The sequence below is a fragment of the Sinomonas sp. B1-1 genome (assembly GCF_050474465.1).
Taxonomy (GTDB): Bacteria; Actinomycetota; Actinomycetes; order Actinomycetales; family Micrococcaceae; genus Sinomonas; species Sinomonas flava.
In genome coordinates this window covers 411,832-436,784 of record NZ_JBCHVF010000002.1, presented here as the reverse complement: position 1 = coordinate 436,784, position 24,953 = coordinate 411,832, and the positions used below count along the sequence as shown (strand labels likewise).

Sequence of the window (24,953 nt, the reverse complement as noted above, 5' to 3'; positions counted from 1 at the left end):
GGGGCAGGGCCCCGGTGCGCGTACCACCTGAACGTCACACAGTGTAAAACGACTCAGTCTGCCACGCGAGGAAGGCTCGGGTAGATTGGACCCGTTGATCTGGAAGAAGATCCCGCACAAGCAGCTCCACAGGGAGGCGCCCACCCATGGCCACCATCATCTATACGCATACCGACGAAGCGCCGATGCTCGCGACCCACTCGTTCCTGCCCATCGTGCAGGCATTCGCCTCGACGGCTGGGATCGACATCGAGACCCGCGACATCTCCCTCGCGGGGCGCATCATCGCAGCGTTCGGTGATTACCTGACGGAGGAGCAGCGCACGTCGGACGCGCTTGCGGAACTGGGTGCCCTGGCGAAGACGCCGGAGGCGAACATCATCAAGCTCCCGAACATCAGCGCCTCCGTCCCGCAGCTCAAGGCCGCCGTCGCCGAGCTCCAGTCGCAGGGCTATGCCCTCCCGGACTACCCGGACAACCCCTCCTCGGACGAGGAGACGGACATCCGTTCGCGCTACGACAGGATCAAGGGCTCCGCGGTGAACCCCGTGCTCCGCGAGGGCAACTCGGACCGCCGTGCCCCCCTCTCCGTCAAGAACTATGCGCGCAAGAACCCGCACTCCATGGGTGCCTGGACCGCCGATTCGAAGACCAACGTCGCCACGATGGGCGAGAGCGACTTCCGTGCCAACGAGAAGTCCGTCGTGCTGCCTGCCGACGACTCGCTGACCATCCAGCTCGTTCTCGAGGACGGCACCGTCAAGGAGCTCAAGAAGGGCATCAAGGTCCTCGCGGGCGAGGTCGTCGACGGCACGTTCATGGACTCCGCTGCCCTTGACACCTTCCTCGCGGACCAGGTCACCCGGGCCAAGGAAGAGGGCGTCCTGTTCTCGGCGCACCTCAAGGCCACGATGATGAAGGTCTCGGACCCGATCATCTTCGGCCACGTCGTCAAGGCGTATTTCGCCGAGCTCTTCGACACCTACGGCAAGCAGCTTGCCGCCGCCGGCCTGAGCCCCAACAACGGCCTGGCCTCGATCCTCAACGGCCTCGACGACCTCCCTGAGGACGTCCGCGAGGGCGTCAAGGACGGGATCCAGAAGTGCCTCTCGGACGGACCGGCCCTCGCGATGGTCGACTCGGACAAGGGGATCACCAACCTCCACGTGCCCTCCGACGTCATCGTGGACGCCTCCATGCCGGCCATGATCCGAATCGGCGGCCACATGTGGGGCCCGGACGGCAAGGAGCATGACACGCTCGCCGTCCTGCCGGACTCCTCGTACGCGGGCGTCTACCAGACCGTGATCGACGACTGCCGCGAGCACGGCGCCCTCGACCCCACCACCATGGGCACCGTCCCGAACGTGGGCCTCATGGCCCAGGCGGCCGAAGAGTACGGCAGCCACGACAAGACCTTCGAGATCCCTGCCGCCGGAACCGTCCAGCTGGTCAACGTCGCCGGCGACGTCCTCCTCGAGCACGCCGTCAAGGCGGGAGACATCTGGCGCGCCTGCCAGACCAAGGACGTGCCGATCCGTGACTGGGTCAAGCTCGCCGTGAACCGCGCCCGCGCCACCGGCTCCCCGGCCGTCTTCTGGCTCGACGAGGAGCGCGCCCACGACCGCAACCTCATCGCCAAGGTGCGCGAGTACCTCGGCGAGCACGACACCGAGGGCCTCACGATCGAGATCCTCGCGCCCGCCGAGGCCACCGCCTACACGCTCGACCGCCTCCGCAAGGGGGAGGACACCATCTCGGTGACCGGCAACGTGCTCCGCGACTACCTCACGGACCTCTTCCCGATCCTCGAGCTGGGCACGAGCGCCAAGATGCTCTCAATCGTCCCGCTCATCGCGGGCGGCGGCCTCTTCGAGACGGGTGCCGGCGGCTCCGCGCCCAAGCACGTCCAGCAGCTCGTCAAGGAGGACTACCTCCGCTGGGACAGCCTCGGCGAGTTCTTCGCCCTCGTGCCGTCCTTCGAGCTCTACGCCGAGCAGGCGGGCGTGCCCGCGGCGAAGGTCCTCGCGGACACCCTCGACCGTGCCACGGGCACGTTCCTCGAGGAGAACAAGTCGCCGGGCCGCAAGCTCGGCACCATCGACAACCGCGGCTCGCACTACTTCCTCGCCCAGTACTGGGCGAGGGAGCTCGCCCAGCAGACGGACGACGCCGACCTCGCCGCCGCGTTCGCGCCCGTCGCCGAGGCCCTGACCTCGAACGAGGAGGCCATCGTCTCCGAGCTCCTGGCAGTCCAAGGCTCGTCGGTCGACCTCGGCGGCTACTACCACCCGGATGAGGCCAAGGTCGCCTCGGTCATGCGTCCCTCGGCGACCCTCAACCGGGTCGTGGACGGCCTCCGAAAGTAGGTCCCTCATCGACTGCTGAGAAAGTGTCGTTCTGACGGCTCATAACGACATTTCTGGAGCAGTCGATTCACGCGCACGACGGCGCCCCGCACCTCAGGCGAGCAACTCGCCCGAGGTGCGGGGCGTCGTCGTCGTCCGTCTGGCTGCGGTGATCTCCGGCACAGTATTGCGGGGGAAGTCGGGGCCGCTTTGACACCATGCATCGACGGCAGCACAATGGTTGAAGATTCAATTGAAGATTGAACAGCGTGTCGCCTGCTGGGCGGCCACCGATCCCGATGACCACCGACAGCAAGGAGCCTCCATGGCCACGACTTCCAGCCCCGCCCTCGCCGACGCCGCCCGCGCAGTCCTGCGGATCGCCCTGGGTGCGGTCTTCTTCGCCCACGGCTGGCAGAAGTTCTTCGAGTACACCATCCCGGGTGCTCAGGGTGCCTTTGCCCAGATGGGTGTCCCCGCCGCGCAGGTTGCCGCGCCGATCGCGGCCGGTCTCGAGCTCGTCGGCGGTGCGCTGCTCATCGTCGGTCTCCTGACCCGCGTGGCCGCGACGCTCCTGGCCGTCGAGATGCTCGGCGCGCTGTTCCTCGTCCACGTCTCGGCGGGCATGTTCGTCGAGAAGGGCGGCATGGAGCTCGTGCTGGTCCTCGCCGCCGGCGCCGCCGCGGTGGCCCTCGTCGGACCGGGCCGCATCTCGCTCGGCGCCGCCATCTTCGGCCGCAGCTCGGGTCGTCTCGCGGCCATCGCAGCCTGAGCCAAGGCTGTTCCAAGGCACGACGGCGCCCCGCGCCTCAGGCGATGTTTCTCGCCCGAGGTGCGGGGCGCCGTCGTGCGCGCTGTGTGGATCGCCGACGGCTTGAGGACCTGTCCTCGTCGCCCGGGCCGGCAAGCCCGGGCGACGAGGACTCTGTCAGGCCCGCACCCGGCGGCGAACAGTGCCGCCGAGGACCATCCCAAGGGTCAGGCCGATGGCGAGCGCCGCTGCGGCGAGGAGCGCAGCGAGCGTGAGAGAGACCCCGCCCACGGTGTCCTCGGCCATGGAGGCCAGGCACATGGCCGCCGGTGCCGCCGCGGGTGCTGCGGCCGCCGAAGGTGCGGCCGAGGCTGCACCCGCGCCGGCTGCCTGCGTGGATGCGGCCGGTCCGGCAGCCCCCGCCGAAGAGGTGCCCGCAGCGTAGGCTCCGCCTGCCCCCGTCAGCACGGGTGCTGGGGCGGCAACGGAACCGGCCGCGGCGCCGGTCGTGGCACGAGCGGTGATGTCCGCGGCGCCGACAGGCGTTACGGTTCCGGGAACGCCCTCAGCTGCGGCGCCTGCATCCGGGACGGTCCCCGGCGCCGTTCCCGTGGTGCAGGAGCAGGGCGTGGTGCCCGAACCTGTGCCGTCGCCCGCGGGCGTGCCGGTTCCCGGTGTCGCGGCCGGTGTCGCGCTGCCGCCGCAGGTGCCCGCGGGCAGGGCTGCGGCCTCACCGTTCGTCGTCAGGGACAGCGGAGCCGATAGGCAGACAGCCGGGACGGTCGTGAGGGTGGTGTCGCCCAGGACCGCGCCCGTGCCGGTGCCGGCGGTGCTGCCGGCGGTGCCGGTGAGGAGGCCGTCGGTGGTGAGCTGGGTGGGGGCGGTGGCCGCCACGGCCGGGATGGTCGTGAGGGTGGTGTCGCCCAGGACCGCGCCCGTACCGGTGCCGGCGGTGCTGCCGGCGGTGCCGGTGAGGAGGCCGTCGGTGGTGAGCTGGGTGGGGGCGGTGGCCGCCACGGCCGGGATGGTCGTGAGGGTGGTGTCGCCCAGGACCGCGCCCGTACCGGTGCCGGCGGTGCTGCCGGCGGTGCCGGTGAGGAGGCCGTCGGTGGTGAGCTGGGTGGGGGCGGTGGCCGCCACGGCCGGGACCGTGGTGAGGGTCGTGTCGCCCAGGACCGCTCCGGTACCGCTGCCGGCGGTGCCGCCCGTGCCGCTGCCGGCGGTGCCGGCGAGGAGCCCGTCGGTGGTGAGCTGGGTGGGGGCGGTGGCCGCCACGGCCGGGACCGTGGTGAGGGTCGTGTTGCCCAGGACCGCGCCCGTGCCGCTGCCGCCAGTGCCGCCCGTGACGCTGCCGGCGGTGCCGGCGAGGAGCCGATCGGTGGTGAGCTGGGCGGGGGCAGTGGCCGCCACGGCCGGGACGGTGGTGAGGGTCGTGTTGCCCAGGACCGCGCCCGTGCCGCTGCCGGCGGTGCTGCCGCCGGTTCCGGTGAGGAGCCCGTCGGTGGTGAGCTGGGTGGGGGCGGTGGCCGCCACGGTGGGGACGGTCGTGAGGGTCGTGTTGTCTGCCGCGGTTGCGGCGGCTTGGCCGAGGCCGAACAGACCTCCGGCCATGAGGGTGCCAAGGAGCACCCTTCGAGCGAGGGTATTCACAGTCTTCTCCTGACTAGGACGGAAATGGCGCGGAGCGCCGGGGGATGCGGGTCTGCGTGAGGGCAGACGCGTCCCCTCTAGTCGGGAGTTGAGCCTGGATCGAAGGCCGGTGCGGCCGGCAACGGCGGGCCGGCGAGGCGCAGCCTTGCTCCCATGAGCCGCAGGAGCCCGAGGGAGAACGACGCGGCCGCCAGCGCCGCCGCTCCGATCGGTCCTCCGCCCAGACCGGACGACGAGCCCCCCAGCGAGCCCGGGGCTGGAGCCGGCGGAAGGACCGAGATCAGCGGCTGCCCATCAGAAGGCAGCACGGGAACGATGCCCGAGAGCGCGTCTGCGGCATGGTGAGCAGCGAACGCCGTGAAGGCGTAGCCGGACGTCAGCGACCAGGGCGCTGGGGCGCTGACCGCTCGAGGGCCCACAGACGGTGCGGGATCTAGGACCGCGGCCTGTGCGGGTGCGGCCGGCGCCTCAGCTTCGGCGCCGACCGGCGGAACGGACTCTGGCACGGGTGCTGGCAGGGCCGGTTCGACCGCCACGGCGATCTGGGCCACCGGCGTCGCCAGGTCGGCGACCGGGAGGGCGGCGTCGTCCACTGCTCCGCCCGCGGCGTCTCCCACCGCGGAGACCACCCCGCCTACCGCGGCCGTGGTGCCGCCGACCACGGGATCCAGGATGGGGGCAACGGGAGCGAGGGGACCATGCGTCACCGGTGCGAGCACGTCAGGAGCGTTCTCGACGACGGCACCGAGAAGGGCGGTCGTACTGCTGACGGCCTCGCCCGGGGTCCCGCCTGCAGGGCTCGCCGCGGGAAGGGCGTTCACGATGGCTGCAGCCTCCGACACGGCAGGGGAAGCCACGCTGGAGACAATGGACGACGGCGACGCAACGGTGCCGCCCAGAAGGTCGCCGGACGCCGCGGAGGCGGGGGAGCCTGAGACGACGAGCCAGGCGAGGCCAAGGCCGGCGGCGGCTGCGGCGTGGCGGGCAAGGGCGACGGCGCGGACTCGCCACGGTGTGGCAGTGCGCATCGGCCCTCCTCCCCACGAGGTCGTACGGCAGCCATGCTAAACGGGTCCGCCGCTGGAGGTCCAGAGCCGGAGGAGAAGAAGCTGCGGGCGCCCCGCTCAGCGGCGGACGTCGTTGGGGTAGCTGATCCCCAGCTGCGCGCGCACCCCGTCGAAGAGGCGCATGGTGTCGAGGGTGTGCCGCCACGGCATGGTGGGGCTCTCGGTGACTCCCTGCTGGATGCAGCGGGTGACCTCGCGCAGCTCGTACACGTACCCCCGCGCGACGATCTCGAGCTTCTCCACGCGGGCCGGGTCCCATCCACGGCGGACCACGAGCTCGGTCGGGTTGTTGATGCTCCCGACGGTCGTCAGCACTCCCTCGGTCCCGGCCACGGTGGCCGTCCGCGGTCCGTGCGCGAGGAGGGAGGATGTCAGGGCCGCGAGCTGGCCGCCGCTGTAGGCGAGGGTCAGGATGTTCTGGGAGTCCACGCCGTCGTCCGTGAGCGTGCCCACCGCGGTGAGCGAGTCGGGGAAGCCGAGCGTCCCGATGGCCCACAGCAGCGGGTACACCGTGAGGTCGAGGAGCGCGCCGCCGCCCGCGGCGACGTCCCAGAGCCGACTGGCAGGGTCCTTGGGGGCGGGGAACCCGAGATCGGCCGAGACCCACTGCACCTCGCCCAGCTCCCCGGACTCGGCGATCTCGAAGGCCCGCTGCATGCCCGGAACGAACCGGCTCCACACTGCCTCCATGAGGAACAGTCCCCGCGCCGCCGCGAGGTCGACCAGTTCCTGCGCCTCGTGGGCGGTGACTGTGAAGGCCTTCTCGACCAGGACATGCTTGCCCGCCTCGAGGGCGGCCTTGGCCACCTCGTGGTGCTGCCCATGCGGCGTCGCCACGTACACCACGTCCACATCCGGGTCCTCCACGAGGCGGCGGTACCCGGGGACCCCGGCCTCGTCCCCATAGGCGTGCGCGAAGCCGAGCTCCCGGGCGAACTGCACCGCACGGTCCGCGCTGCGCGAGCTCACGGCGTGCAGGCTCGCGTCCGGCAGCAGCGTGAGGTCCCGCGTGACCGTCCTGGCTATCCCGCCGGTGGAGACCACGCCCCACCGCAGCGTCTCGCCGGTGGCGGCGAGCGGATCCGACGGGGTCTGCAGGGACAGCCACGGGTGCTGGATGTGACGCGTCATACGGGCCATCCTTCCACGTCCGGTGCGGCTGACGAGGACAGCCTCGCCTTGCTGGACGCGCACCGAGGTCAGGGGCAGGATCGGAGCATGGGGATCGTGGGTGTGGCCGGTCAGAATCCGCTCGTCGTCGCGGCGATCGCCGTCCTCGCCCTGTCCCTGGGGCTGGCAGCCGCAGGCCAGGATGGGCCGGCGCGCATCATCGCGAGCCTGTTCGCCGGGGGGGTGGCCGCGTGGACTGCCGTCGGCATGGTCCGCTCGCTCCTGAAGGGCAAGTGGGGGCTGGACATCCTCGCCGTCACCGCGATCGTCGCGACGCTCCTGGTCGGGGAGTACGTCGCCGCGATCATCGTCGTCGTCATGCTCACCGGCGGCGAGGCGCTCGAGGACTTCGCGGCGGGGCGCGCCAAGCGCGAGCTGAAGGCCCTGCTGGACCGCGCTCCCCGCGTCGCGCACCGGCAGGTGGACGGCGGGTTGGTCGAAGATGTGCTGCTCGAGGAGATCCGCCCCGGCGACCTCCTGGTCGTGAGGCCCTCGGAGGTCGTCCCCGTGGACGCCGTCCTCGTCTCGGCCGCCGCGAGCTTCGACGAGTCGTCCCTCACCGGCGAGAGCCTGCCCGTGGACCGCGAGGAGGGCGAGGACGTCCTCTCCGGCTCCGTCAACGGCACGGCCGCCGCCCTCGTGAGGGCGACCACCTCGGCGGCGGACAGCCAGTTCTCCCAGATCGTCGCCCTCGTGCGGGAGGCTTCCGAGAGCAAGGCCCCGGTGGTCCGGCTCGCCGACCGGTATGCCGTGCCGTTCACCCTCTTCTCGCTGGCCCTCGGCGTCCTCGGCTGGTGGCTCTCGGGGGACCCGCACCGCTTCGCCGAGGTCCTCGTCGTCGCCACGCCCTGCCCGCTGCTGATCGCCGCGCCGGTGGCCTTCATGGGCGGCATGAGCCGGGCCGCGAAGCACGGCGTGATCGTCAAGGGCGGGGCCGTCATCGAGGTCCTCTCCCGCGTCCGCACGGTCGCATTCGACAAGACAGGCACCCTCACGCGCGGCCGCCCCGAGCTGGTCGACGTCCGGCCTGCCGGCACGTTCGACGCCGCCACCCTCCTGACGCTCGCGGCCTCCGCCGAGCAGTACTCGACCCACGCGCTCGCCTCGTCGGTCGTCGACGCCGCCGTCGCCCGCGGCCTCGTGCTCGAACGGGGCGAGGGAGCCGAGGAGGCGGCGACGAATGGCGTCCTCGCCCACGTCGGCGGCCACCGCGTCCTGGTCGGCAAGCGCGCCTACGTCGGCTCGGAGGTCGGCGCCCGCCTCGACGAGCCGGACCTCGGGCCGGGCGAACTGGCCGTCTACGTCGCCGTCGACCGCGCCTTCGCCGGCGTCGTCGTGCTCCGGGACCTCCCGCGCCCCGAAGCGAAGGGGACCCTCGAGCGGCTCGCGGCGGCCGGCGTCGGGCACACCCTCATGCTCACCGGCGACTCGCCCACCACTGCGCGCAGCATCGCGGGGGAGCTGGGCGTCACGGACGTCCGGCCCGAGCTGCTGCCGCTCGACAAGGTCGAGATCGTTCGCGCCGCCGAGCCGCGCCCGGTCCTCATGGTCGGCGACGGCGTCAACGACGCCCCGGTCCTGGCCGCCGCCGACGTCGGGATCGCCATGGGCGCGCGCGGCTCCACGGCCGCGAGCGAATCCGCGGACGCCGTGGTGCTCGTCGAGGACATCTCGCGCACGGCGAAGGCCGTCGAGATCTCCCAGCACACCGTCCGCGTGGCACTCCAGTCGATCTGGCTGGGCATCGCGCTCAGCGTCGGGCTCATGCTCGTCGCGCTCACCGGTGCCCTGCCCGCCGTCGCCGGTGCCCTGCTCCAGGAGCTCGTGGACCTCGCCACGATCCTCAACGCCCTGCGTGCCATCGGGCGGGTGCGCCCACGCACGGCGGCGGCCGCCCCCGGAAGGGGAGCGGCCGCCGTCGTGCGCTGAACGCCCAGGGGCAGGGCCCCCGGTGCCTGAGCCCTGCTACTTGGTGTACTGGCTCAGCGTCGGGTCGTTCGCGTAGGCCTCCTTGGCGTTGGCCTTGGTCACGATGACCGGCGGGAGCAGGAACGCGGGGACCGTCTTGACGCCGTTGTTGTAGGACTTCTCGTCGTTCACGTCGACCTTCTGGCCCGCCTGGAGCTGCTTGACCATGTCGATGGCCTTGTTCACCAGGTTGCGGGTGTCCTTGTTGATGGTCGAGTACTGCTCGCCGGCCATGATCGACTTGACCGACTCGACCTCGGAGTCCTGGCCGGTGACGATCGGGATGGCCTTGCCGGCGCCCTTCACCGAGGTGATGATCGCGCGGGCGAGCGTGTCGTTCGGCGAGAGCACGCCGTCGAGCGCTGCGCTCGTGTAGTTCGCGGCGAGGAGCGTGTCCATGCGCTTCTGCGCGTTCTCGGCCTTCCAGCCCTGGGTCACGGCCTGCTCGAACGACTTCTGGCCCGAGACCACGTTGAGCGTCTTGTCGTCGATCTTCGGCTGGAGGACGCTCATGGCGCCGTCGAAGAACACCTTGGCGTTCGCGTCGTCGGGGGAGCCGGCGAAGAGCTCGATGTTGTACGGGCCGCTGGGCTTCTTGGCCTTCATGCCGTCGAGGAGGGCCTGGCCCTGGAGCTGGCCGACCTTGTAGTTGTCGTACGCGACGTAGTAGTCCACCGCGTCCGTGTTCTTCAGCAGGCGGTCGTAGGCGATCACGGTCGCCCCCGAGGCCTTGGCCTGCTGGACCTGGGTGCCGAGCTGCGATCCGTCGATCGCGCCGACGATGATGACCTTGGCGCCCTTGGTCACCATGGCCGAGATCTGGTTCTGCTGCTCGGACACACCGCCATTCGCGAACTGGACGTCGCCCTTGAAGCCGGCTCCCTTGAGGCCGTCGTTGAACAGCTGCTCGGCGAGCACCCAGTTCTCCGACGTCTTCTGCGGCAGCGCGACCCCGATGAGCGCATCCTTGGCGAAGCCGCCGGAGCCGCTGGCCCCGCCCGTCCCACCGGAGCTGCTCGGTTCCGAGCGGCCGCAGGCCGTCAGCGCCAGTGCTGCGATGCCAACGACCGCGACGGCCCTGGCTGCCCTTGAAAACATGCGCATGTTCTCCGCTTTCTTCTGTGTGTTCGTGATGGTGTTTCGTGGGGAACTTGTGGCCGGCACCGCGCGCGGACGCACGACGCCGTGTGGTTGGCCGGGTGCCTCAGGCGTCCTTGGCCAGGACCTCGCTGGTCTTGGTGGTCTCGTCCGGCTGGAGCGGGGTGCCCTTGGTGCCGGTGCCGCCGCCACCGCCGCGGATGAGCAGGCCGATGATCGAGCGCTTGCCCTGCGTCTTGTTGTAGACGTCGAACGCGACAGCCGCGAGGAGCACGAGGCCCTTGATGATGGCCGTGAGGTCCGCGCCCACGCCGAGCAGCTGCAGGCCGTTGTTGAGGACCGCCATGACGAGGCCACCGACGATCGACCCGATGACCGTGCCGACGCCGCCGGTGACTGCCGCACCGCCGATGAACACGGCCGCGATCGCGTCGAGCTCCCAGCCGGTGCCGTCGAACGGTCCGGACGCCGTGGAGCGGGCCACGAACACCATGCCGGCCAGGGCCGCGAGGATGGCCATGTTCATCATGACGAGGAAGTTGACCTTCTTGGACTGCACGCCAGAGAGCTCGGCGGCGTGGCGGTTGCCGCCGACCGCATAGATGTGGCGTCCGATGACGGTCTTGGCCGAGATGAAGCCGTAGAGCAGGACGAGGATGCCGAGGATGATGCCCGAGACGGGGAACGAGGTTCCGGGGCGGCCGGTGGCGAAGAGGTAGGTCGCGTAGAGGATCGCGCCGCAGATCAGGACGAGCTTGGTGACGGTCACCCACAGCTCCGGGACCTCGGCCCCGAGCTCCTTCGCGGTACGGCGGTTCCTGACCTCGAAGAAGACCACGGCGGCCGCGCCGAGGAGCCCGAGGAGCAGGGTGAGGTTGTTGTAGCCCGTGTCCGGGCCGATCTCCGGGAGGAAGCCCGCGCCGATGGTCTGGAAGTCACGCGGCACGGGGATCGTGTTCGACTTGCCGATGTACTGGTTCACGCCGCGGAAGATGAGCATGCCGGCGAGCGTGACGATGAAGGCGGGGATGCCGACGTACGCGACCCAGAAGCCCTGCCACGCGCCGATCACCGCGCCGATTGCGAGGCCCAGGAGGAACCCGACCCACGAGGGGAGGCCCCAGTCGCGGATGGCGAGGGCCACGATGATCCCCACTGCCGCCGCGACCGAGCCGACCGAGAGGTCGATGTGGCCCGCGATGATCACGAGGACCATGCCGATGGCGAGGATCAGAATGTAGGAGTTGCCATTGAAGAGGTTGATCACGTTGTCCGGGGTCAGCGTGAGACCGCCGGTCAGGATCTGGAACAGCACGATCAGCGCCACGAGGGCGAAGATCATGCCGAACTGGCGGGTGTTCCCGCCGAAGAGCTTCTTGAGGGCGTCCATGGGGTGTCCTTCGGTCTCCTGGTTCTTCGTCTCAGGCCGTCTTGCGGGTCTGGGTCATGAGTTTCATGAGGCTCTCCTGCGAAGCCTCTTCCTTGGTCAGGACCCCGGTGATGGCGCCCTCGAAGATGGTGTAGATGCGGTCCGAGAGGCCGAGGAGCTCGGGCAGCTCGGACGAGATGACGATGACGCCCTTGCCCTGGCTCGCGAGCCTCTGGATGATGCCGTAGATCTCGTACTTCGCCCCGACGTCGATGCCGCGGGTCGGCTCGTCGAGGATGAGCAGCTCGGGGTCGGTGAACATCCACTTGGCGAGGACGACCTTCTGCTGGTTGCCGCCCGAGAGCTTGGCCACCCCCTCGTCCACGCTCGGGGTCTTGGTCCGCAGCGACCGCCGGTACTCCTCCGCGACCTTGTACTCGCGGTTGCGGTCGACGACGAGCCCCCGGGTGATCTTCTTCAGCGCTGCCGAGACGGTGGTCGTCTTGATGTCGTCCAGGAGGTTCAGCCCGAGCGACTTGCGGTCCTCGGTGACGTACCCGAGGCCGGCCTCGATCGCCTGGGCGACCGTGCGCATCCTGACCTCCTTGCCGTGCATGAAGGTCTGGCCCGAGAGGAACTTGCCGTACGAGTGGCCGAAGATGCTGCGGGCGAGCTCCGTGCGCCCGGCGCCCATGAGTCCGGCGAAGCCCACGATCTCGCCCTTGCGCACGAAGAAGCTCGAGTTCTTGCACACGAGCCGGTCGGCGACCTGCGGGTGCTGGACGTTCCAGTTCCGGACCTCGAACAGGACCTCGCCGATGGTGGGCGTGTGGTCAGGGAACCGGGACTCGAGCGTGCGGCCGACCATGCCCTTGATGATGCGGTCCTCGTCCACGCCGTCCGCCCTGACGTTGAGGGTCTCGATGGACTTCCCGTCGCGGATGATCGTGATCTCGTCCGCGATCTGCTCGATCTCGTTGAGCTTGTGGGAGATCATGATGCTCGTGACGCCGCGGCCCTTGAGGCCGACGATGAGGTCGAGCAGGTGCTGGGAATCCGACTCGTTCAGCGCGGCCGTCGGCTCGTCGAGGATGAGCAGCCGCACCGACTTGTTGAGGGCCTTGGCGATCTCCACCAGCTGCTGCTTGCCGACGCCGATCTCCTTGATCGGGGTGTCCGGGTCGTCGCCCAGGCCCACGCGGGCCAGCAGCTCGAGGGAGCGCTTGCGGGCTTCCTTCCAGTCGATGACGCCGCGCTTGGTCGGCTCGTTGCCGAGGAAGATGTTCTCCATGATCGAGAGCTCGGGGATGAGCGCGAGCTCCTGGTGGATGATCACGATGCCCGCCTGCTCGCTGGCACGGATGTCCTTGAACTCCTGGACCTCGCCCTGGTAGACGATCTCGCCCGAGTAGGAGCCGTGCGGGTAGACACCCGAGAGCACCTTCATCAGCGTGGACTTGCCGGCGCCGTTCTCCCCGCAGATGGCGTGGATCTCGCCGGCCTTCACCTTCAGGTTCACGTTCGAGAGTGCCTTGACTCCCGGGAACTCCTTCGTGATGGACCTCATCTCGAGGATCACCGCTTCGTTCGGCGCCATGTGCCGCTGCCTCCTGGTCGAACGTCGTTGTCCGGCGGCCTGATCGGCGGCGCCGTCTGAGTAGAAAGTAAACAAGCATGCACAGGTTGCCGTCAAGCCTTTAACGCAAACGTGGTGAGGTCACCGCGCGTGGTGCGTGGCCGGCGTCGGGCGCGAGCGGTCAGTGGTGGGCGATGTCCGCGTTCTGGAAGACCAGCGCGGCGGCGCCGAGCACCTCGGCGCGGGCGCCGAGCGCGGACATGGTGACGGTGGTGGTCTCGCCGATGAGCGGGACCGCGTGGCGGAGCAGCCCCCGCCGGGTCGGCTCGAGCAGGATCTCCCCGAGGTCCGCCAGGGGCCCGCCGATGACGATCACCTCGGGGTTGATGAGGTTGGCGACGTTGCCGAGGGCGCGGCCGACGGCGAGCCCGGCGTCGTCGATGACCCTCAGCACCGCGGGGTGGCCCGCGAGCGCCCGCCGGACGATCTCGTCCGGGGTGAGCGGCTCCGGCTGGCCGCGCGAGAGGAGCTCTGACATGGTGGTCGTCGAGGCGACGGTCTCGAGGCATCCGCGGTTGCCGCAGCGGCACACGGCCCCGTGCTCGACGATGGTGGCGTGGCCGATCTCGCCGGTCACGCCGACCTGCCCGTAGAACAGCAGGCCGTTGAGGATCAGCCCGGCGCCGATGCCCGAGCCGATCTTGACGAAGACGAGGTTCTCGACCCCGCTGTGCGGGCCCCACGTGACCTCGCTCAGCGCGCCCAGATTGGCGTCGTTGTCTACGAAGACGGGCAGTCCCAGCCGTTCCTCGAGGTGCGCGAGGAGGTGGAACCCGACCCACTCCGGAAGGATGGCGCCCTGGGCCACCGTGCCCGTCCGATGGTCGATCGGACCCGGGATGCCGGCGCCTACGCCCACGACGTCCGCGCGGCGCACCCCGGCGTCCTCGAGGAGGGAGTCCAGCAGGTCCACGGCCGCGGAGATGCTCACGTCGGCCTCGTGCCCGAGCGGCAGCGTGATGTTCTGCTCGGCGAGGACCTCGTAGGCGAGGTTGGCCAGGACGACGCGCAGGTGCCGCCGGCCGAAGTCGATCCCGACCGCCACCGCCGAGTTGCTGTTGAGGCGGACGCTCAGGGCCCTCCGGCCGGAGCTCGTGGTCGGCTCGGTGGCGACCACGCCGGCGTCGTGCAGCACCTTGACGATGTTGGACACGGTCGCGGTGGAGAGGCCGGTCTGCCGCGACAGCTCGGCCTGCGTGGCCGGGCCCGCCATGAGGGTTTCCACGATGCGCTGCTCATTGAGCTTTCTCAGGGCCGATTGGGAGCCCGGGTTGTCGGTGGCGCTCGTCGTCGAACGCAGCGTGGAGACCATGCGGTACAGCTTCCCCTTCATCCGGCTTGTCGTCAAGAAATAAACGCAATAGGTGCGCCAACGGTTCCAGTCTTGCGGAGTCGGCGGCCCCGCCGCGCACGGGCTGCGAGGCGCAACTACGCTGAGGGCATGAGCCCAGTCATCGAATTCGGCGGCGCTGCCCCGGATATCCATCCCAGTGCGTTCGTCGCGCCGACGGCGAGCATCATCGGCGACGCGCACCTCGCAGAGCACTCGAGCGCGTTCTACGGCGTCTCCGTCCGCGGCGACACCGCCACCATCTCTGTCGGCGCGGGGAGCAACCTCCAGGACAACGTCGTCCTCCATGCGGACGCCGGCTTCCCCTGCACCGTCGGCGCCGGCGTCTCGGTGGGGCACAACGCCGTCGTGCACGGGTGCACCGTGGAGGACAACGTGCTGGTCGGAATGGGCGCGACCATCATGAACGGCGCCGTCATCGGATCTGACTCGCTCGTGGCGGCGGGCGCCGTCGTGCTCGAGGGCACCGTGGTCCCGCCGCGCTCGCTCGTTGCCGGCGTCCCTGCGAAGGTCCGTCGCGAACTGTCCGACGAGGAGGTCGAGTCGGTGCGCCGAAACGCCACGCACTACGTTGACCTGGCCCGCGCACACCGGCAGGCCAACGGCCACCACTCCTGACCGGCCCGCCGAGGTCACCCCGTGTGGCGCCGAGGTCACCCCGTGTGGCGCCGAGGTCACCTCGTGTGGTGCCGAGGTCGCCTCGTGTGGCGCGGTAAAGGGTGACCTCGAGCCGACAGGGGGTGACTTCGGCCGCAGAGGGGGTGACGTCGCGCCCAGAGGGGGTGACTTCGCGCCGACAGGGGGTGACCTCGGGCGCAGAGGGGGTGACCTCGGCGGCGGGGGCAGGGGGCAGGGTCAGGCGAAGACGACCGTCCGGTGCCCGTCGAGGAGCACGCGGTGCTCGGCGTGCCACTGCACGGCCCTGGACAGGGTGCGGCCCTCGACATCGCGGCCCAGCTGGACCAGCTGCTCGGCGGTCTTCGAGTGGTCCACCCGGATGACCTCCTGCTCGATGATCGGCCCCTCGTCGAGGTCGGCGGTCACATAGTGCGCCGTGGCGCCGATGATCTTCACGCCCCGCGCGTGCGCCTGGTGGTACGGCCGGGCGCCCTTGAACGAGGGCAGGAACGAGTGGTGGATGTTGATCGCCCGGCCCTCGAGGGCGCGGCACAGGTCATCGGAGAGGATCTGCATGTACCGGGCCAGCACGACCAGCTCGACCCGGTGCTCCTCGACGAGGGCGAGGAGCTTTGCCTCGGCGTCCGCCTTGGTCGCGGAGGTCACGGGCAGGTGCACGAAGGGGACCCCGTAGAACTCGGCCATCGGCGCCAGGTCGGTGTGGTTCGAGACGACGGCGGGCACCTCGATCGGCAGCGTCCCGGTGCGCTGCTGGAACAGCAGGTCGTTGAGGGTGCGCCCGTCCTTGGAGCACATGATGAGCGTGCGGACCGGCTCGCCGCCGTTGAAGATCCCGAGCTTCATCGCGAAGGCGTCCGCCACCGGCGCGAGCGAGGCCTCGAGCGCCGCCCGCTCCGAGGGGGTCTCGACAGTGACCCTCATGAAGAACGTCCCCGTGTCCGGGCTCTCGTACTGGCGGGACTCGGTGATGTTGCACCCGGCGTCGAGAAGCGCGCCCGACACGGCGTGCACGATGCCGGGCCGGTCCGGGCACGAGAGGGTCACGATGAAGGTGTTGCGTTCCACGCGTCCTAGGGTACCGACGCGAGCGCGTCCTTCCGCGGCGCCTGGGCGGACGACGCCGCCCCGCTCGCGTCTGAGAGGAACCTCACGGCGGCCAGGGCCGCGGCGCGCCCCGCCCGGGTGGCCCCCACGGTCGAGGCGCTCGCCCCGTACCCCACGAGGAACAGCCGGGGCTCGCGCACGACCCGCACGCCGTCGTCGGCCATGAGGACCCCGCCGCCCGGCTCGCGCACGTGGAGGGTCGCGAGGTGTCCGAGGGAGGCCCTGAAGCCCGTCGCCCAGAGGATGGCGTCGAGCTCGAGCTCGGTCCCGTCGGCGAGGACGGCACCCGAGCGGGTGATCCGCGCCAGCGGCCCCCGCGAGACCAGCACGCCCGCGTCGATCCCGGCGCGGTACTGCTCCGTGAGGGGAAGCCCTGTCGCGGCCACGACTGACAGCGGCGGCAGTCCGGCACGCGTGCGCTCGCCCACCCGGCGTTCGACGGCGACGCCCCAGTCGGCGTCGAAGGGCACCTCGGTCCACTGCGGCGGCCGCCGGGTCGACCAGACGGTCCGGGCGCCGGCGGCGTCGAGCTGGAGCAGGAACTGCGCCGCGCTCGTCCCGCCGCCCACCACGAGGACCCGCTGCCCGCGGAACTCCTCCGCCGAGACGAAGTCGTGGGTGTGCAGCTGCCGGCCCTGGAACGCTTCGCGTCCGGGGTAGTGCGGCCAGTAGGGGCTGTCCCAGGTCCCGGTGGCGTTGATGACCGTCTCCGTCCGCCATTCGCGCCCGTCGGCGGCGCGCACGAGGAGGGCGCCGCCGTCGTGCGCCCGCTCCACCCAGGCGACCCGCACGGGCCGGATCACCGGCAGCGCGAGGGCGCGCTCGTAGTCGGCGTAGTAGCGGCTCACGACGGCGGAGGCCGGCTCGTGCGGGTCCGGTGCCTCGAGCGGGAGGCCGGGGAGCGGGTGGAGGCCGTGCGCGGCGTCGAACGTGAGGGAGTCCCACCGGTGGCGCCATGCTCCGCCGGGCCCCTCGTTGGCGTCGAGGACCACGAAGTCCTCCCAGGCCCGGAGCCCGCGGCGACCGAGCCAGTACGCGGCGCTCAGGCCCGCCTGGCCCGCTCCGATGACAACTGCCTTCATCCTGTCCTCCCTGAGAAGCTCACTGACATGTCAACTATCTGTTCCAACATGCGAGCGCCTCTTCCTGTTCCCGGGCGTGCGGATATGCTGGAGCGGTCGCGACTGGCGTTGGGGTGGGTCACCACCGGGGAGCGGCATGCTTTTGGGACACCGCGGATCGTACGCCTGGGCCGGGGGTCGAGAAGCCGCGCCTTCATGCTCCGCCATCCAGTACCGGGCGGCGGGCAGGGCCGGTAGCCTGACCAGTAGCCTCCCGCAACCTTCGACCAGGAGATCCCGTGAGCCCCACCACTCCTACCGTGTCCACCGTCAGCAATCTCCCGCTGAGCGAAGTCGACCCCGAGATCGCGGCCGTCCTCGACCAGGAGCTCGGCCGCCAGCGCAACACCCTCGAGATGATCGCGTCGGAGAACTTCGCGCCGCGCGCCGTCATGGAGGCCCAGGGCTCGGTCCTGACCAACAAGTACGCCGAGGGCTATCCCGGCAAGCGCTACTACGGCGGCTGCGAGTACGTGGACGTGGCCGAGAGCCTCGCGATCGAGCGCGTCAAGGCGCTCTTCGGCGCGGAGTACGCGAACGTCCAGCCGCATTCCGGTGCCCAGGCCAACGCCGCGGCGCTGTCCGCCATGATCAACCCGGGTGACAAGATCCTGGGGCTCTCCCTCGCCCACGGCGGCCACCTCACGCACGGCATGAAGCTGAACTTCTCTGGCAAGCTCTACCAGGTCGCCGCGTACCAGGTCGAAGAGGACACCTTCCGGGTCGACATGGACAGGCTGCGCGAGCAGGCGCTCGCCGAGCGCCCCAACGTCATCATCGCCGGCTGGTCCGCCTACCCGCGCCACCTCGACTTCGCGGCGTTCCGCTCGATTGCCGACGAGGTCGGCGCGCTCCTCTGGACCGACATGGCCCACTTCGCCGGCCTCGTCGCCGCAGGCCTGCACCCGAGCCCCGTCCCGCACTCCCACGTGGTGACCTCGACCGTGCACAAGACCCTCGCAGGCCCGCGCTCGGGCGTGATCCTCGCGAAGGAGGAGTTCGGCAAGAAGCTCAACTCCAACGTGTTCCCGGGCCAGCAGGGCGGCCCGCTCATGCACGTCATCGCGGCCAAGGCCGTCGCCTTCAAGATCGCTGGCTCCGATGAGTTCAAGGAGCGCCAGGAGCGCGTCCTCGAGGGCGCGAAGATCATCGCGGACCGCCTCAACCAGAAGGACGTGGCCGACGCCGGCGTGTCCGTCCTCACCGGCGGCACCGACGTGCACCTCGTCCTGGTCGACCTGCGCAACTCGGAGCTCGACGGCCAGCAGGCCGAGGACCTCCTCCACGAGGTCGGCATCACCGTGAACCGCAACGCCGTCCCGTTCGACCCGCGGCCGCCGATGGTCACCTCGGGCCTGCGCATCGGCACCCCTGCGCTCGCCACCCGCGGGTTCGGCGCGACCGAGTTCACCGAGGTCGCGGACATCATCGCGACCGCGCTCAAGGGCGGCGCAGGCTCTGCCGGTTCCGGCCTGGAGGCCCTGCGGGCGCGCGTCGACAAGCTCGCGAACGACTTCCCGCTCTACCCGGGGCACGAGGAGTGGTGAGCGAGACAATGTCGCCGCAGACAGAGAACAGGGCCGTCGTCCTCGACGGCCGCGCAGCCGCCGCGGAGATCAAGGCAGAGCTCGCGGAGCGTGTCGCTGCGCTCAAGGCCAAGGGCATCACCCCTGGCATCGCCACCGTGCTCGTGGGTGCGGACCCTGCCTCCCAGCTGTACGTGGGCATGAAGCACAAGCAGTCCAAGGCGATCGGGATGAACTCGATCCAGAAGGAGCTGCCGGCGGACGCCACGCAGGCCGAGGTCGAGGCCCTCATCGACGAGCTCAACGCCGATCCCGGCTGCCACGGGTACATCGTCCAGCTCCCGCTGCCCAAGCATCTGGACACGGACGCGGTCCTCGAACGGATCGACCCGGCGAAGGACGCGGACGGGCTCCACCCGACCAACCTCGGGCGCCTTGTGCTCAACGTCAACGGGAAGATCGACACGCCGCTGCCCTGCACGCCGCGCGGCGTCATCGAGCTCTTGGTCCGCAACGGCTACGACCTCAAGGGCAAGCACGTGGTCGTCGTTGGGCGCGGAGTCACGATCGGTCGCCCGATCCCGCTGCTGCTCACGCGCCGCGAGATCAACGCCACGGTCACGATCACCCACACCGGCACCGAGGACTTGGGCAGGCATCTGCGCGAGGCGGACGTCATCGTCGCCGGCGCGGGCGTGAAGCACATCGTCAAGGCCGAGGACGTGAAGCCGGGAGCGGCGGTGCTCGACGTCGGCGTGACCCGCGAGGACGACCCCGAGGGCGGCAAGCCGAAGGTGTTCGGCGACGTGCACCCCGATGTCGCCCAGGTCGCGGGATACCTGTCGCCCAACCCGGGCGGCGTGGGACCGATGACCGTGGCCCTGCTCATGACCAACGTCGTCGAGGCCGCCGAGCGCGCCGCAGGCCTCGCCTGACTCCTCCCGTCTGGGGGTCACCTTCTGGGGGTCACTTCCTGGGAGTCACATCGCGTGACCCCCAGAAGGTGACCCCCAGAGTGCTGTCGGGACGCCCAGAGTGCTGTCGGGCGCCTACTCCGCCGGGAGTACGCGCCCGCCGCCCGCGTTCCGCCGCGCGGACGACGACGCCGCCCCCGCACGCGCGTAGGCTCGGCCTATGCGTGGGTGGACTGAGGCGGGGCCGCGGCCCGCGTGGGCAGGCCGCCGCCCGCCGTGGCCGTTCCGCGTGGCGGGCGTCGCCGTGCTCGCCCTCGTCCAGGTGCTCGGCACGCACGGTGCCGCGGTGCGCCAGCCGGACGCCCGCGCCGTCGACCTCCTCGCTGTCCTGCTCCTCGTCGCGGGGCCGGCGCTCCTGCTGGCCCTCCCGCGCTGGCCGGGGCCGGCGGCCGCCGCAGCCGTGGCGGTGGCCATCGCCTACTTCGCCCTCGGCTACCCGTGGGGCCCGGTCCTCGCGGCGCCCGCCATCGCCCTCGTCCTGGCGACTGCCGCCGGTGCCCGCCTCTGGACATGGTCCGCCGGCGCGGCGTTCGTGGCGGCGGCCGCCGCATGGGCAGCCCCCAGCGGCGAGTGGCTCAGGGTCGCGGCGGTCGGCGCGTGGGCCGCCGTCGTGCTCCTGCTCGGGGAGGGCCTGCGCATCCGGCGGGAACGGTTCGCCGCCCGGCGCCGCGAGTGGGAGGCCCATCGGCGCCAGGCGCGCGACCAGGAGCGCCTCGAGCTCGCGCGGGACATCCACGACGTGGTGGCGCACTCGCTCTCCCTCATCAACGTCCGTGCGAGCGTCGCGCTGCATCTGGCCGACCGACGGCCCGAGGAGCTCCTCCCGGCCCTCGAGGCGATCAAGAACGCGAGCCACGAGGCGCTCGGCGAGGTCCGCGAGCTCCTCGGGGTCCTCCGGCAGGACGCCCCCGTCGGCCGCGACGAGCCTCTGGACCGGGTGCCCGCGCTCGTCGAGGATGCCCGGGGGACGGGCCTCGAGGTGACCCTGACGGCCCAGCTGGACCCGCCGCCGTCGCCCGCGATCCAGCGGATCGTGCACCGGGTGGTGCAGGAGGCGCTCACCAACACCGTGCGGCACGCGGGCGCGCGCACCGCCGGGGTGAGGATCGCGCGCGAGGGCGGCGCCGTCGTCGTGGAGGTGCACGACGACGGCTCGGGCCTGCGCGGCGCCGCGCCCGGGTCGGGGCTGACCGGGATGCGCGAGCGGGTCGAGGCGGTGGGCGGGTCCCTCACCCTGAGGGACGACGCCGGGCTGCACCTCCGCGCGGAGCTCCCGGAGGCGTGGGCCGGGGGAGGGGAGCGCCGGTGATCCGGATCCTCGTCGTGGACGACCAGGCCCTCATCCGCGCCGGATTCCGCGCGCTGCTGGACGCCGAGCCGGACATGGAGGTGGTCGGGGAGGCGGGGAGCGGATCGGCAGCCGTGGCCGAGGCGGCGCGGCTCGCACCCGACGTCGTCCTCATGGACATCCGCATGCCCGGCGGCGATGGCCTCGAGGCCACCCGGACCATCCTCGGCGCCCACCGGGAGGGCCTCAAGGTCATCATCCTGACCACATTCGAGCTGGACGACTATGTCACCGGCGCGATCCGCGCCGGGGCGAGCGGCTTCCTGGTCAAGGACACCGAGCCCGAGGACCTTGTCCGCGCGGTGCGCGCCGTGCACGACGGCGACGCGATGCTCTCGCCGTCGGTGACCCGCAGGCTCCTCACCCGGCTCGCAGCGGAGGGGCCGGCCGAGCGGGCCGAGCCGATCGACGTCGGCCTGCTCACCGAGCGCGAGCGGGAGGTGGTGGCACTGGTGGGCCAGGGGCTCAACAATGCCGAGATCGCCGAGCGGCTCTTCATCACGCCCCTGACCGCGAAGACGCATGTCTCCCGGGCGATGACGAAGCTGGACCTGCGGGACCGGGCGCAGCTCGTGGTCCTCGCCTACGAGTCGGGGCTGGTACGGCCGGGGTGGCTGGGGTGAGGGCTGGGACGTGTGTGCTCCCGGCGGTGCTTCCGGCGGTGCTCCCGCGGGAGTAGGGGTCCGGCCGAAGTGTCTCCCGGCGGCCGACGCGCCCTGCGGCCGCGGCGCGAAGACTGGAGTCAGCGGCTGAAGGACAGCCGATGTCGAGTCAAGGAGACGTGCGCCATGAACGCAGCACTCATCGCCACCCAGAACGCGGCGGACCATTGGGGAGGGCCCTGGTTCCCCTGGTTCCTGCTCTTCCCGCTGTTCTGGTTCCTCGTCCTGATCCTCTTCTTCGTGTTCGCGCGCCGCTTCTGGTGGCGGCGGCACTGGCAGGAGGCGTCCGGGGCGGGGGCCGAGTCGGTGCTCCGCGAGCGGTACGCCCGCGGCGAGATCGACGAGACGGAGTACCGGCAGCGGCTCGAGGTCCTGAGGGCGGACCGCGGAAAGTCCCGGTGACCCAGCCCTCTGGGGGTCACATCCTGGGGGTCAGACTCTGGGGGTCACACTCTGGGGGTCAGACTCTGAAGGTCAGGTTCTGGAGGTCACGTGAAGTGACTTCCAGAACCTGACCTTCAGGACGTGACCCTCAGACGGGGGGTACCGGGTGTCAGGCCTTCGCGGCCTCGGTGGCCGCGGGCGCGGAGCGTGTACCGAAGACCGTGGCGCCCGTGGCCTGCTCCGCCTCGTGGTCCGGGCCGAGCGGAATGCCCCGCCGGTCACGGAGCATCAGGACCGCGGCGATGGAGATGACCGTCATCACGAGGAGGTAGGCCGAGACGGCTGCGGTGGTGCCGGTCTCCTGGAGGAGTGCCTGGGCGATGGTGGGCGCGAAGGCGCCGCCGAGGATGGCACCGATCGCGTACGAGATCGAGACGCCGGAGAACCGGACCGAGGCGGGGAAGATCTCGGAGTACCAGGCCGCCTGCGGCCCGTAGGTGAGCCCGAGCCCGATGGAGAACAGGACCAGGCCGGCGTAGAGGCCGCCGAGGTTGCCGATGTTGACGAACCAGAACAGCGGGAAGACCATGAGCGCCTGGAACGAACCCGATGAGGTAGGTGGCCTTGCGGCCGATCCTGTCGGCGAGGATCCCGGCGACGAGCGTCGAGACGAACCACATGGCGGACGCGACGGTCGCGGCGAGCAGCACGGCGGTGGAGTCCATCTTGAGTCGGCCCGTGGCGTAGCCCTGGATGAAGCCGCCGGTGGTCATGTAGCCTGCGGCGTTGTTGCCGACGAAGACGAGCGAGGCGAGGACCACGAGGTGCCAGTGCTTGCGGAACAGGGCCACGATCGGCACCTTGGTCTGCTGGCCGCGCTCGGCGATCTCAGCGAAGACGGGGCTCTCCTCGACCGCACGCCGCACGAAGTAGCCGACCACGATCAGCACGACGCTGAGCAGGAACGGCACGCGCCAGCCCCACTCGAGGAATGCCTTGCCGGGGGAGACAAGCCCCGTCATGATCGCCATGACGCCGGAGGCAAGGAGCATGCCGAGCGGGACGCCGAGCTGCGGGAACGCGCCGGCGAGGCCGCGGCGGTGGTTGGGGGCGTGTTCGACGGCCATGAGGACTGCCCCGCCCCACTCGCCGCCGGCGGAGACGCCCTGGAGGATGCGCAGGAGCAGCAGCAGGATGGGCGCGGCCATGCCGACCTGGGAGAACGTCGGCAGCACGCCGATGAGGGTGGTCGCAGCGCCCATGAGGATCAGGGTGATGACGAGCATCGCGCGCCGGCCGATCACGTCGCCGAAGTGGCCGGCGAGGAAGGCCCCGAGCGGGCGGAAGAGGAAGCTGATGCCGACGGTGGCGAACGAGAGCAGGAGGGCGATGTCGTTGCCCGCCGGCTTGAAGAAGAGCTCGGCGAACACGAGGGCCGCGCCCGTGGCGTAGATGAAGAAGTCGTACCACTCGATGGTGGTCCCGATGATCGTGGCGAACGCGACGCGTCGCTGGTTCGCTGCGGAGGATGGGGCTGAGGCTGCGCCGGGTGTGGTCATTGCGTGTCTGTCCTTGGGGTGCTGGCATCGTCGGTGATGCCACTCGGATGCGGTCTCGCCGCGGGGTGCGAAGGGTGGTCAGCGGAGCCCTCATGGGGCGGACTGAGGAAAGGACGGTAAGACCCATCGTGGCCTATACCACTTCCTCGTGTAAACTTCAGAGAATCGGCAAAGTACTTCGAGATAGCTTAAGTTGGGACTCGTTCCCCTCCGGAGGTCCTCATGGCAGACGTGACGCTCAGGCAGCTCGAGCTCTTCGCGGCGCTGCCGGACTACGAGACGCTCAGCGCCGCCGCGGTCGACCTGCACATCTCGGAGTCCGCGCTGTCGCAGGCCATCACCGGGCTGGAGAGGACGGTGGGCGAGCAGCTGTGCGTGCGCCGCAAGGCCCGCGGCTTCGCGCTGACTCCCGCCGGGCAGCACTTCGCCACCCAGGCGCGCGGGATCCTCGCGGACACCCGCGAACTCGTCCTGGACACCCAGAGCGGGGGGAAGCTGCGCGGCCCCGTGAAGCTGGGCTGCTTCGCGAGCTTCGCCACGAGCATCGTGCCCGCCGTCGTGGACGGCTTCCCCCGCCGGCATCCCGGGATCGACCTCGAGATCACCGTCGGGACCCACGAAGACCTCCTGCCGGACCTCGAGGCAGGCAAGCTCGACGTCGCGATCGTCTACGACCTCTTCCTCCCTGCCGGCTACCGGCACCGGGAGATCTATGCCACGGAGCTCGAGGCGCACCTGCACCCTGACCACCCGCTCGCGGCGAGGGACGCCGTCGACCTCGCCGACCTCGCCGACGAGCCCCTCGTCATGTACGAGGCGCGTCCCAGCATCGAGAACACGCTTCAGGCGTTCGCGGCGCGCGGGCTGACGCCGCGGGTGGCGGCGCGGGTGCCGCAGATCATCCTCGTCCAGGCGCTCGTGGGCCGTGGGGTGGGCTACGGGCTGCTCATGTCCCGCCCGAACACGACCGCGGCCTCCGTTGAAGGCCGTCCGATCGCGGTGCGCCCCATCGAGCCTTCGGCGACGCGCACGAACGTCGTGGCCATCTGGCCTGAGGACATGGACCTCACGCCGCGCGCCGCGGCCCTCCTGGACTACGCGGTCGAGATCCTGGGCTGCTACGGGCGCCAGGCCGGGCACGACGGCGCGGGGTCGCCCCCCGCGGCGGCCGGCAGCCCGCGTGACACGCGGGGGTGAAACGTTCGTTGTGAGACCTGCCGCGCGGCAC

The 24,953-nt window shown here is 70.8% G+C and carries 19 protein-coding genes, 1 pseudogene and 1 riboswitch; of the genes and pseudogenes, 10 read left to right on the top strand and 10 right to left on the bottom strand.

Annotation, left to right across the window (positions count from 1 at the left end):
• Positions 1 to 146: 146 nt before the first annotated feature.
• Both ACQ5BE_RS06605 and ACQ5BE_RS06600 read left to right on the top strand, forming a co-directional pair.
• On the top strand, positions 147 to 2,369 hold the full coding sequence (locus ACQ5BE_RS06605) for an NADP-dependent isocitrate dehydrogenase (RefSeq protein ID WP_430296173.1): 2,223 nt from the start codon (positions 147 to 149) through the stop codon (positions 2,367 to 2,369).
• Between the two features lie 304 nt (positions 2,370 to 2,673).
• Positions 2,674 to 3,120 carry a DoxX family protein gene (locus ACQ5BE_RS06600; protein WP_430296172.1) on the top strand — a complete coding sequence of 149 codons (447 nt, stop codon included), beginning with the start codon at positions 2,674 to 2,676 and terminating at the stop codon, positions 3,118 to 3,120.
• Between the two features lie 156 nt (positions 3,121 to 3,276).
• Here the strand turns inward: ACQ5BE_RS06600 and ACQ5BE_RS06595 are convergent, their stop codons facing one another.
• From ACQ5BE_RS06595 to ACQ5BE_RS06585, 3 genes are all read right to left on the bottom strand, one after another.
• The gene (locus ACQ5BE_RS06595) at positions 3,277 to 4,749 is read right to left on the bottom strand and encodes a hypothetical protein (protein ID WP_430296171.1); all 1,473 of its coding nucleotides are present in this window, start codon (positions 4,747 to 4,749) and stop codon (positions 3,277 to 3,279) included.
• A 77-nt stretch (positions 4,750 to 4,826) separates the two neighbouring features.
• Positions 4,827 to 5,777: a hypothetical protein gene (locus tag ACQ5BE_RS06590; protein WP_430296170.1), complete on the bottom strand. Its 951-nt coding sequence runs from the start codon at positions 5,775 to 5,777 to the stop codon at positions 4,827 to 4,829.
• Between the two features lie 96 nt (positions 5,778 to 5,873).
• On the bottom strand, positions 5,874 to 6,947 hold the full coding sequence (locus tag ACQ5BE_RS06585; RefSeq protein WP_430296169.1) for a Gfo/Idh/MocA family protein: 1,074 nt from the start codon (positions 6,945 to 6,947) through the stop codon (positions 5,874 to 5,876).
• A gap of 87 nt (positions 6,948 to 7,034) precedes the next feature.
• Here ACQ5BE_RS06585 and ACQ5BE_RS06580 point away from each other — a divergent pair, with 87 nt between their 5' ends.
• Positions 7,035 to 8,915, top strand: a complete 1,881-nt coding sequence (locus ACQ5BE_RS06580) for a heavy metal translocating P-type ATPase (protein ID WP_430296167.1) — start codon at positions 7,035 to 7,037, stop codon at positions 8,913 to 8,915.
• 36 nt (positions 8,916 to 8,951) lie between these two features.
• Here ACQ5BE_RS06580 and ACQ5BE_RS06575 read toward each other — a convergent pair whose 3' ends face one another.
• The 4 genes from ACQ5BE_RS06575 to ACQ5BE_RS06560 all read right to left on the bottom strand — a co-directional run bounded on the left by ACQ5BE_RS06575 (position 8,952) and on the right by ACQ5BE_RS06560 (position 14,369).
• A complete protein-coding gene (locus ACQ5BE_RS06575) occupies positions 8,952 to 10,058 on the bottom strand; it encodes a substrate-binding domain-containing protein (RefSeq protein ID WP_430296166.1) in 1,107 nt (368 codons plus the stop codon).
• A gap of 100 nt (positions 10,059 to 10,158) precedes the next feature.
• Positions 10,159 to 11,442, bottom strand: coding sequence for a multiple monosaccharide ABC transporter permease (gene mmsB / locus ACQ5BE_RS06570; protein WP_430296164.1), 1,284 nt, complete (start codon positions 11,440 to 11,442; stop codon positions 10,159 to 10,161).
• A 31-nt stretch (positions 11,443 to 11,473) separates the two neighbouring features.
• Positions 11,474 to 13,018, bottom strand: a complete 1,545-nt coding sequence (gene mmsA, locus ACQ5BE_RS06565; protein WP_430296163.1) for a multiple monosaccharide ABC transporter ATP-binding protein — start codon at positions 13,016 to 13,018, stop codon at positions 11,474 to 11,476.
• A gap of 160 nt (positions 13,019 to 13,178) precedes the next feature.
• Positions 13,179 to 14,369, bottom strand: coding sequence for an ROK family transcriptional regulator (locus tag ACQ5BE_RS06560; RefSeq protein ID WP_430296299.1), 1,191 nt, complete (start codon positions 14,367 to 14,369; stop codon positions 13,179 to 13,181).
• A gap of 129 nt (positions 14,370 to 14,498) precedes the next feature.
• Between ACQ5BE_RS06560 and ACQ5BE_RS06555 the strand changes: the two genes are divergently transcribed.
• Positions 14,499 to 15,026 carry a gamma carbonic anhydrase family protein gene (locus tag ACQ5BE_RS06555; protein ID WP_413250310.1) on the top strand — a complete coding sequence of 176 codons (528 nt, stop codon included), beginning with the start codon at positions 14,499 to 14,501 and terminating at the stop codon, positions 15,024 to 15,026.
• A gap of 237 nt (positions 15,027 to 15,263) precedes the next feature.
• On the opposite strand, the gene purU is transcribed toward ACQ5BE_RS06555, so the two are convergent.
• Both purU and ACQ5BE_RS06545 read right to left on the bottom strand, forming a co-directional pair.
• Positions 15,264 to 16,112, bottom strand: a complete 849-nt coding sequence (gene purU / locus ACQ5BE_RS06550) for a formyltetrahydrofolate deformylase (protein ID WP_430296161.1) — start codon at positions 16,110 to 16,112, stop codon at positions 15,264 to 15,266.
• A gap of 5 nt (positions 16,113 to 16,117) precedes the next feature.
• Positions 16,118 to 17,233 carry an NAD(P)-binding domain-containing protein gene (locus tag ACQ5BE_RS06545; protein ID WP_430296159.1) on the bottom strand — a complete coding sequence of 372 codons (1,116 nt, stop codon included), beginning with the start codon at positions 17,231 to 17,233 and terminating at the stop codon, positions 16,118 to 16,120.
• A gap of 88 nt (positions 17,234 to 17,321) precedes the next feature.
• A riboswitch (ZMP/ZTP riboswitch) is annotated at positions 17,322 to 17,411 on the top strand.
• 100 nt (positions 17,412 to 17,511) lie between these two features.
• On the opposite strand from ACQ5BE_RS06545, the gene glyA reads away from it, so the two are divergent.
• The 5 genes from glyA (at position 17,512) to ACQ5BE_RS06520 (ending at position 22,184) form a co-directional block, all read left to right on the top strand.
• The gene (glyA, locus tag ACQ5BE_RS06540; RefSeq protein WP_430296158.1) at positions 17,512 to 18,819 is read left to right on the top strand and encodes a serine hydroxymethyltransferase; all 1,308 of its coding nucleotides are present in this window, start codon (positions 17,512 to 17,514) and stop codon (positions 18,817 to 18,819) included.
• An 8-nt stretch (positions 18,820 to 18,827) separates the two neighbouring features.
• Positions 18,828 to 19,733: a bifunctional methylenetetrahydrofolate dehydrogenase/methenyltetrahydrofolate cyclohydrolase gene (locus tag ACQ5BE_RS06535; protein ID WP_430296298.1), complete on the top strand. Its 906-nt coding sequence runs from the start codon at positions 18,828 to 18,830 to the stop codon at positions 19,731 to 19,733.
• Positions 19,734 to 19,932: 199 nt separating this feature from the next.
• Positions 19,933 to 21,081 carry a sensor histidine kinase gene (locus ACQ5BE_RS06530; protein WP_430296157.1) on the top strand — a complete coding sequence of 383 codons (1,149 nt, stop codon included), beginning with the start codon at positions 19,933 to 19,935 and terminating at the stop codon, positions 21,079 to 21,081.
• Positions 21,078 to 21,743: a response regulator gene (locus ACQ5BE_RS06525; RefSeq protein WP_430296156.1), complete on the top strand. Its 666-nt coding sequence runs from the start codon at positions 21,078 to 21,080 to the stop codon at positions 21,741 to 21,743. The genes ACQ5BE_RS06530 and ACQ5BE_RS06525 overlap by 4 nt, the downstream gene beginning before the upstream one ends.
• Positions 21,744 to 21,908: 165 nt before the next feature.
• The gene (locus tag ACQ5BE_RS06520; RefSeq protein ID WP_208711954.1) at positions 21,909 to 22,184 is read left to right on the top strand and encodes an SHOCT domain-containing protein; all 276 of its coding nucleotides are present in this window, start codon (positions 21,909 to 21,911) and stop codon (positions 22,182 to 22,184) included.
• 151 nt (positions 22,185 to 22,335) lie between these two features.
• On the opposite strand, the pseudogene ACQ5BE_RS06515 reads toward ACQ5BE_RS06520, so the two are convergent.
• Positions 22,336 to 23,725: pseudogene (locus ACQ5BE_RS06515) on the bottom strand (MFS transporter).
• 222 nt (positions 23,726 to 23,947) lie between these two features.
• On the opposite strand from ACQ5BE_RS06515, the gene ACQ5BE_RS06510 reads away from it, so the two are divergent.
• A complete protein-coding gene (locus ACQ5BE_RS06510) occupies positions 23,948 to 24,922 on the top strand; it encodes a LysR family transcriptional regulator (protein ID WP_430296154.1) in 975 nt (324 codons plus the stop codon).
• Positions 24,923 to 24,953: the final 31 nt, after the last annotated feature.

Excerpts from the sequence above, each read along its gene's own strand:
- mmsB (WP_430296164.1), bottom strand. The coding sequence starts at position 11,442 with ATGGACGCCCTCAAGAAGCTCTTCGGCGGGAACACCCGCCAGTTCGGC.
- ACQ5BE_RS06535 (WP_430296298.1), top strand. The coding sequence starts at position 18,828 with ATGTCGCCGCAGACAGAGAACAGGGCCGTCGTCCTCGACGGCCGCGCA.
- ACQ5BE_RS06560 (WP_430296299.1), bottom strand. The coding sequence starts at position 14,369 with ATGGTCTCCACGCTGCGTTCGACGACGAGCGCCACCGACAACCCGGGC.
- ACQ5BE_RS06605 (WP_430296173.1), top strand. The coding sequence starts at position 147 with ATGGCCACCATCATCTATACGCATACCGACGAAGCGCCGATGCTCGCG.
- ACQ5BE_RS06555 (WP_413250310.1), top strand. The coding sequence starts at position 14,499 with ATGAGCCCAGTCATCGAATTCGGCGGCGCTGCCCCGGATATCCATCCC.
- ACQ5BE_RS06590 (WP_430296170.1), bottom strand. The coding sequence starts at position 5,777 with ATGCGCACTGCCACACCGTGGCGAGTCCGCGCCGTCGCCCTTGCCCGC.
- ACQ5BE_RS06510 (WP_430296154.1), top strand. The coding sequence starts at position 23,948 with ATGGCAGACGTGACGCTCAGGCAGCTCGAGCTCTTCGCGGCGCTGCCG.
- mmsA (WP_430296163.1), bottom strand. The coding sequence starts at position 13,018 with ATGGCGCCGAACGAAGCGGTGATCCTCGAGATGAGGTCCATCACGAAG.
- ACQ5BE_RS06575 (WP_430296166.1), bottom strand. The coding sequence starts at position 10,058 with ATGCGCATGTTTTCAAGGGCAGCCAGGGCCGTCGCGGTCGTTGGCATC.
- ACQ5BE_RS06520 (WP_208711954.1), top strand. The coding sequence starts at position 21,909 with ATGAACGCAGCACTCATCGCCACCCAGAACGCGGCGGACCATTGGGGA.
- ACQ5BE_RS06600 (WP_430296172.1), top strand. The coding sequence starts at position 2,674 with ATGGCCACGACTTCCAGCCCCGCCCTCGCCGACGCCGCCCGCGCAGTC.
- ACQ5BE_RS06545 (WP_430296159.1), bottom strand. The coding sequence starts at position 17,233 with ATGAAGGCAGTTGTCATCGGAGCGGGCCAGGCGGGCCTGAGCGCCGCG.
- ACQ5BE_RS06585 (WP_430296169.1), bottom strand. The coding sequence starts at position 6,947 with ATGACGCGTCACATCCAGCACCCGTGGCTGTCCCTGCAGACCCCGTCG.
- ACQ5BE_RS06530 (WP_430296157.1), top strand. The coding sequence starts at position 19,933 with ATGCGTGGGTGGACTGAGGCGGGGCCGCGGCCCGCGTGGGCAGGCCGC.
- ACQ5BE_RS06580 (WP_430296167.1), top strand. The coding sequence starts at position 7,035 with ATGGGGATCGTGGGTGTGGCCGGTCAGAATCCGCTCGTCGTCGCGGCG.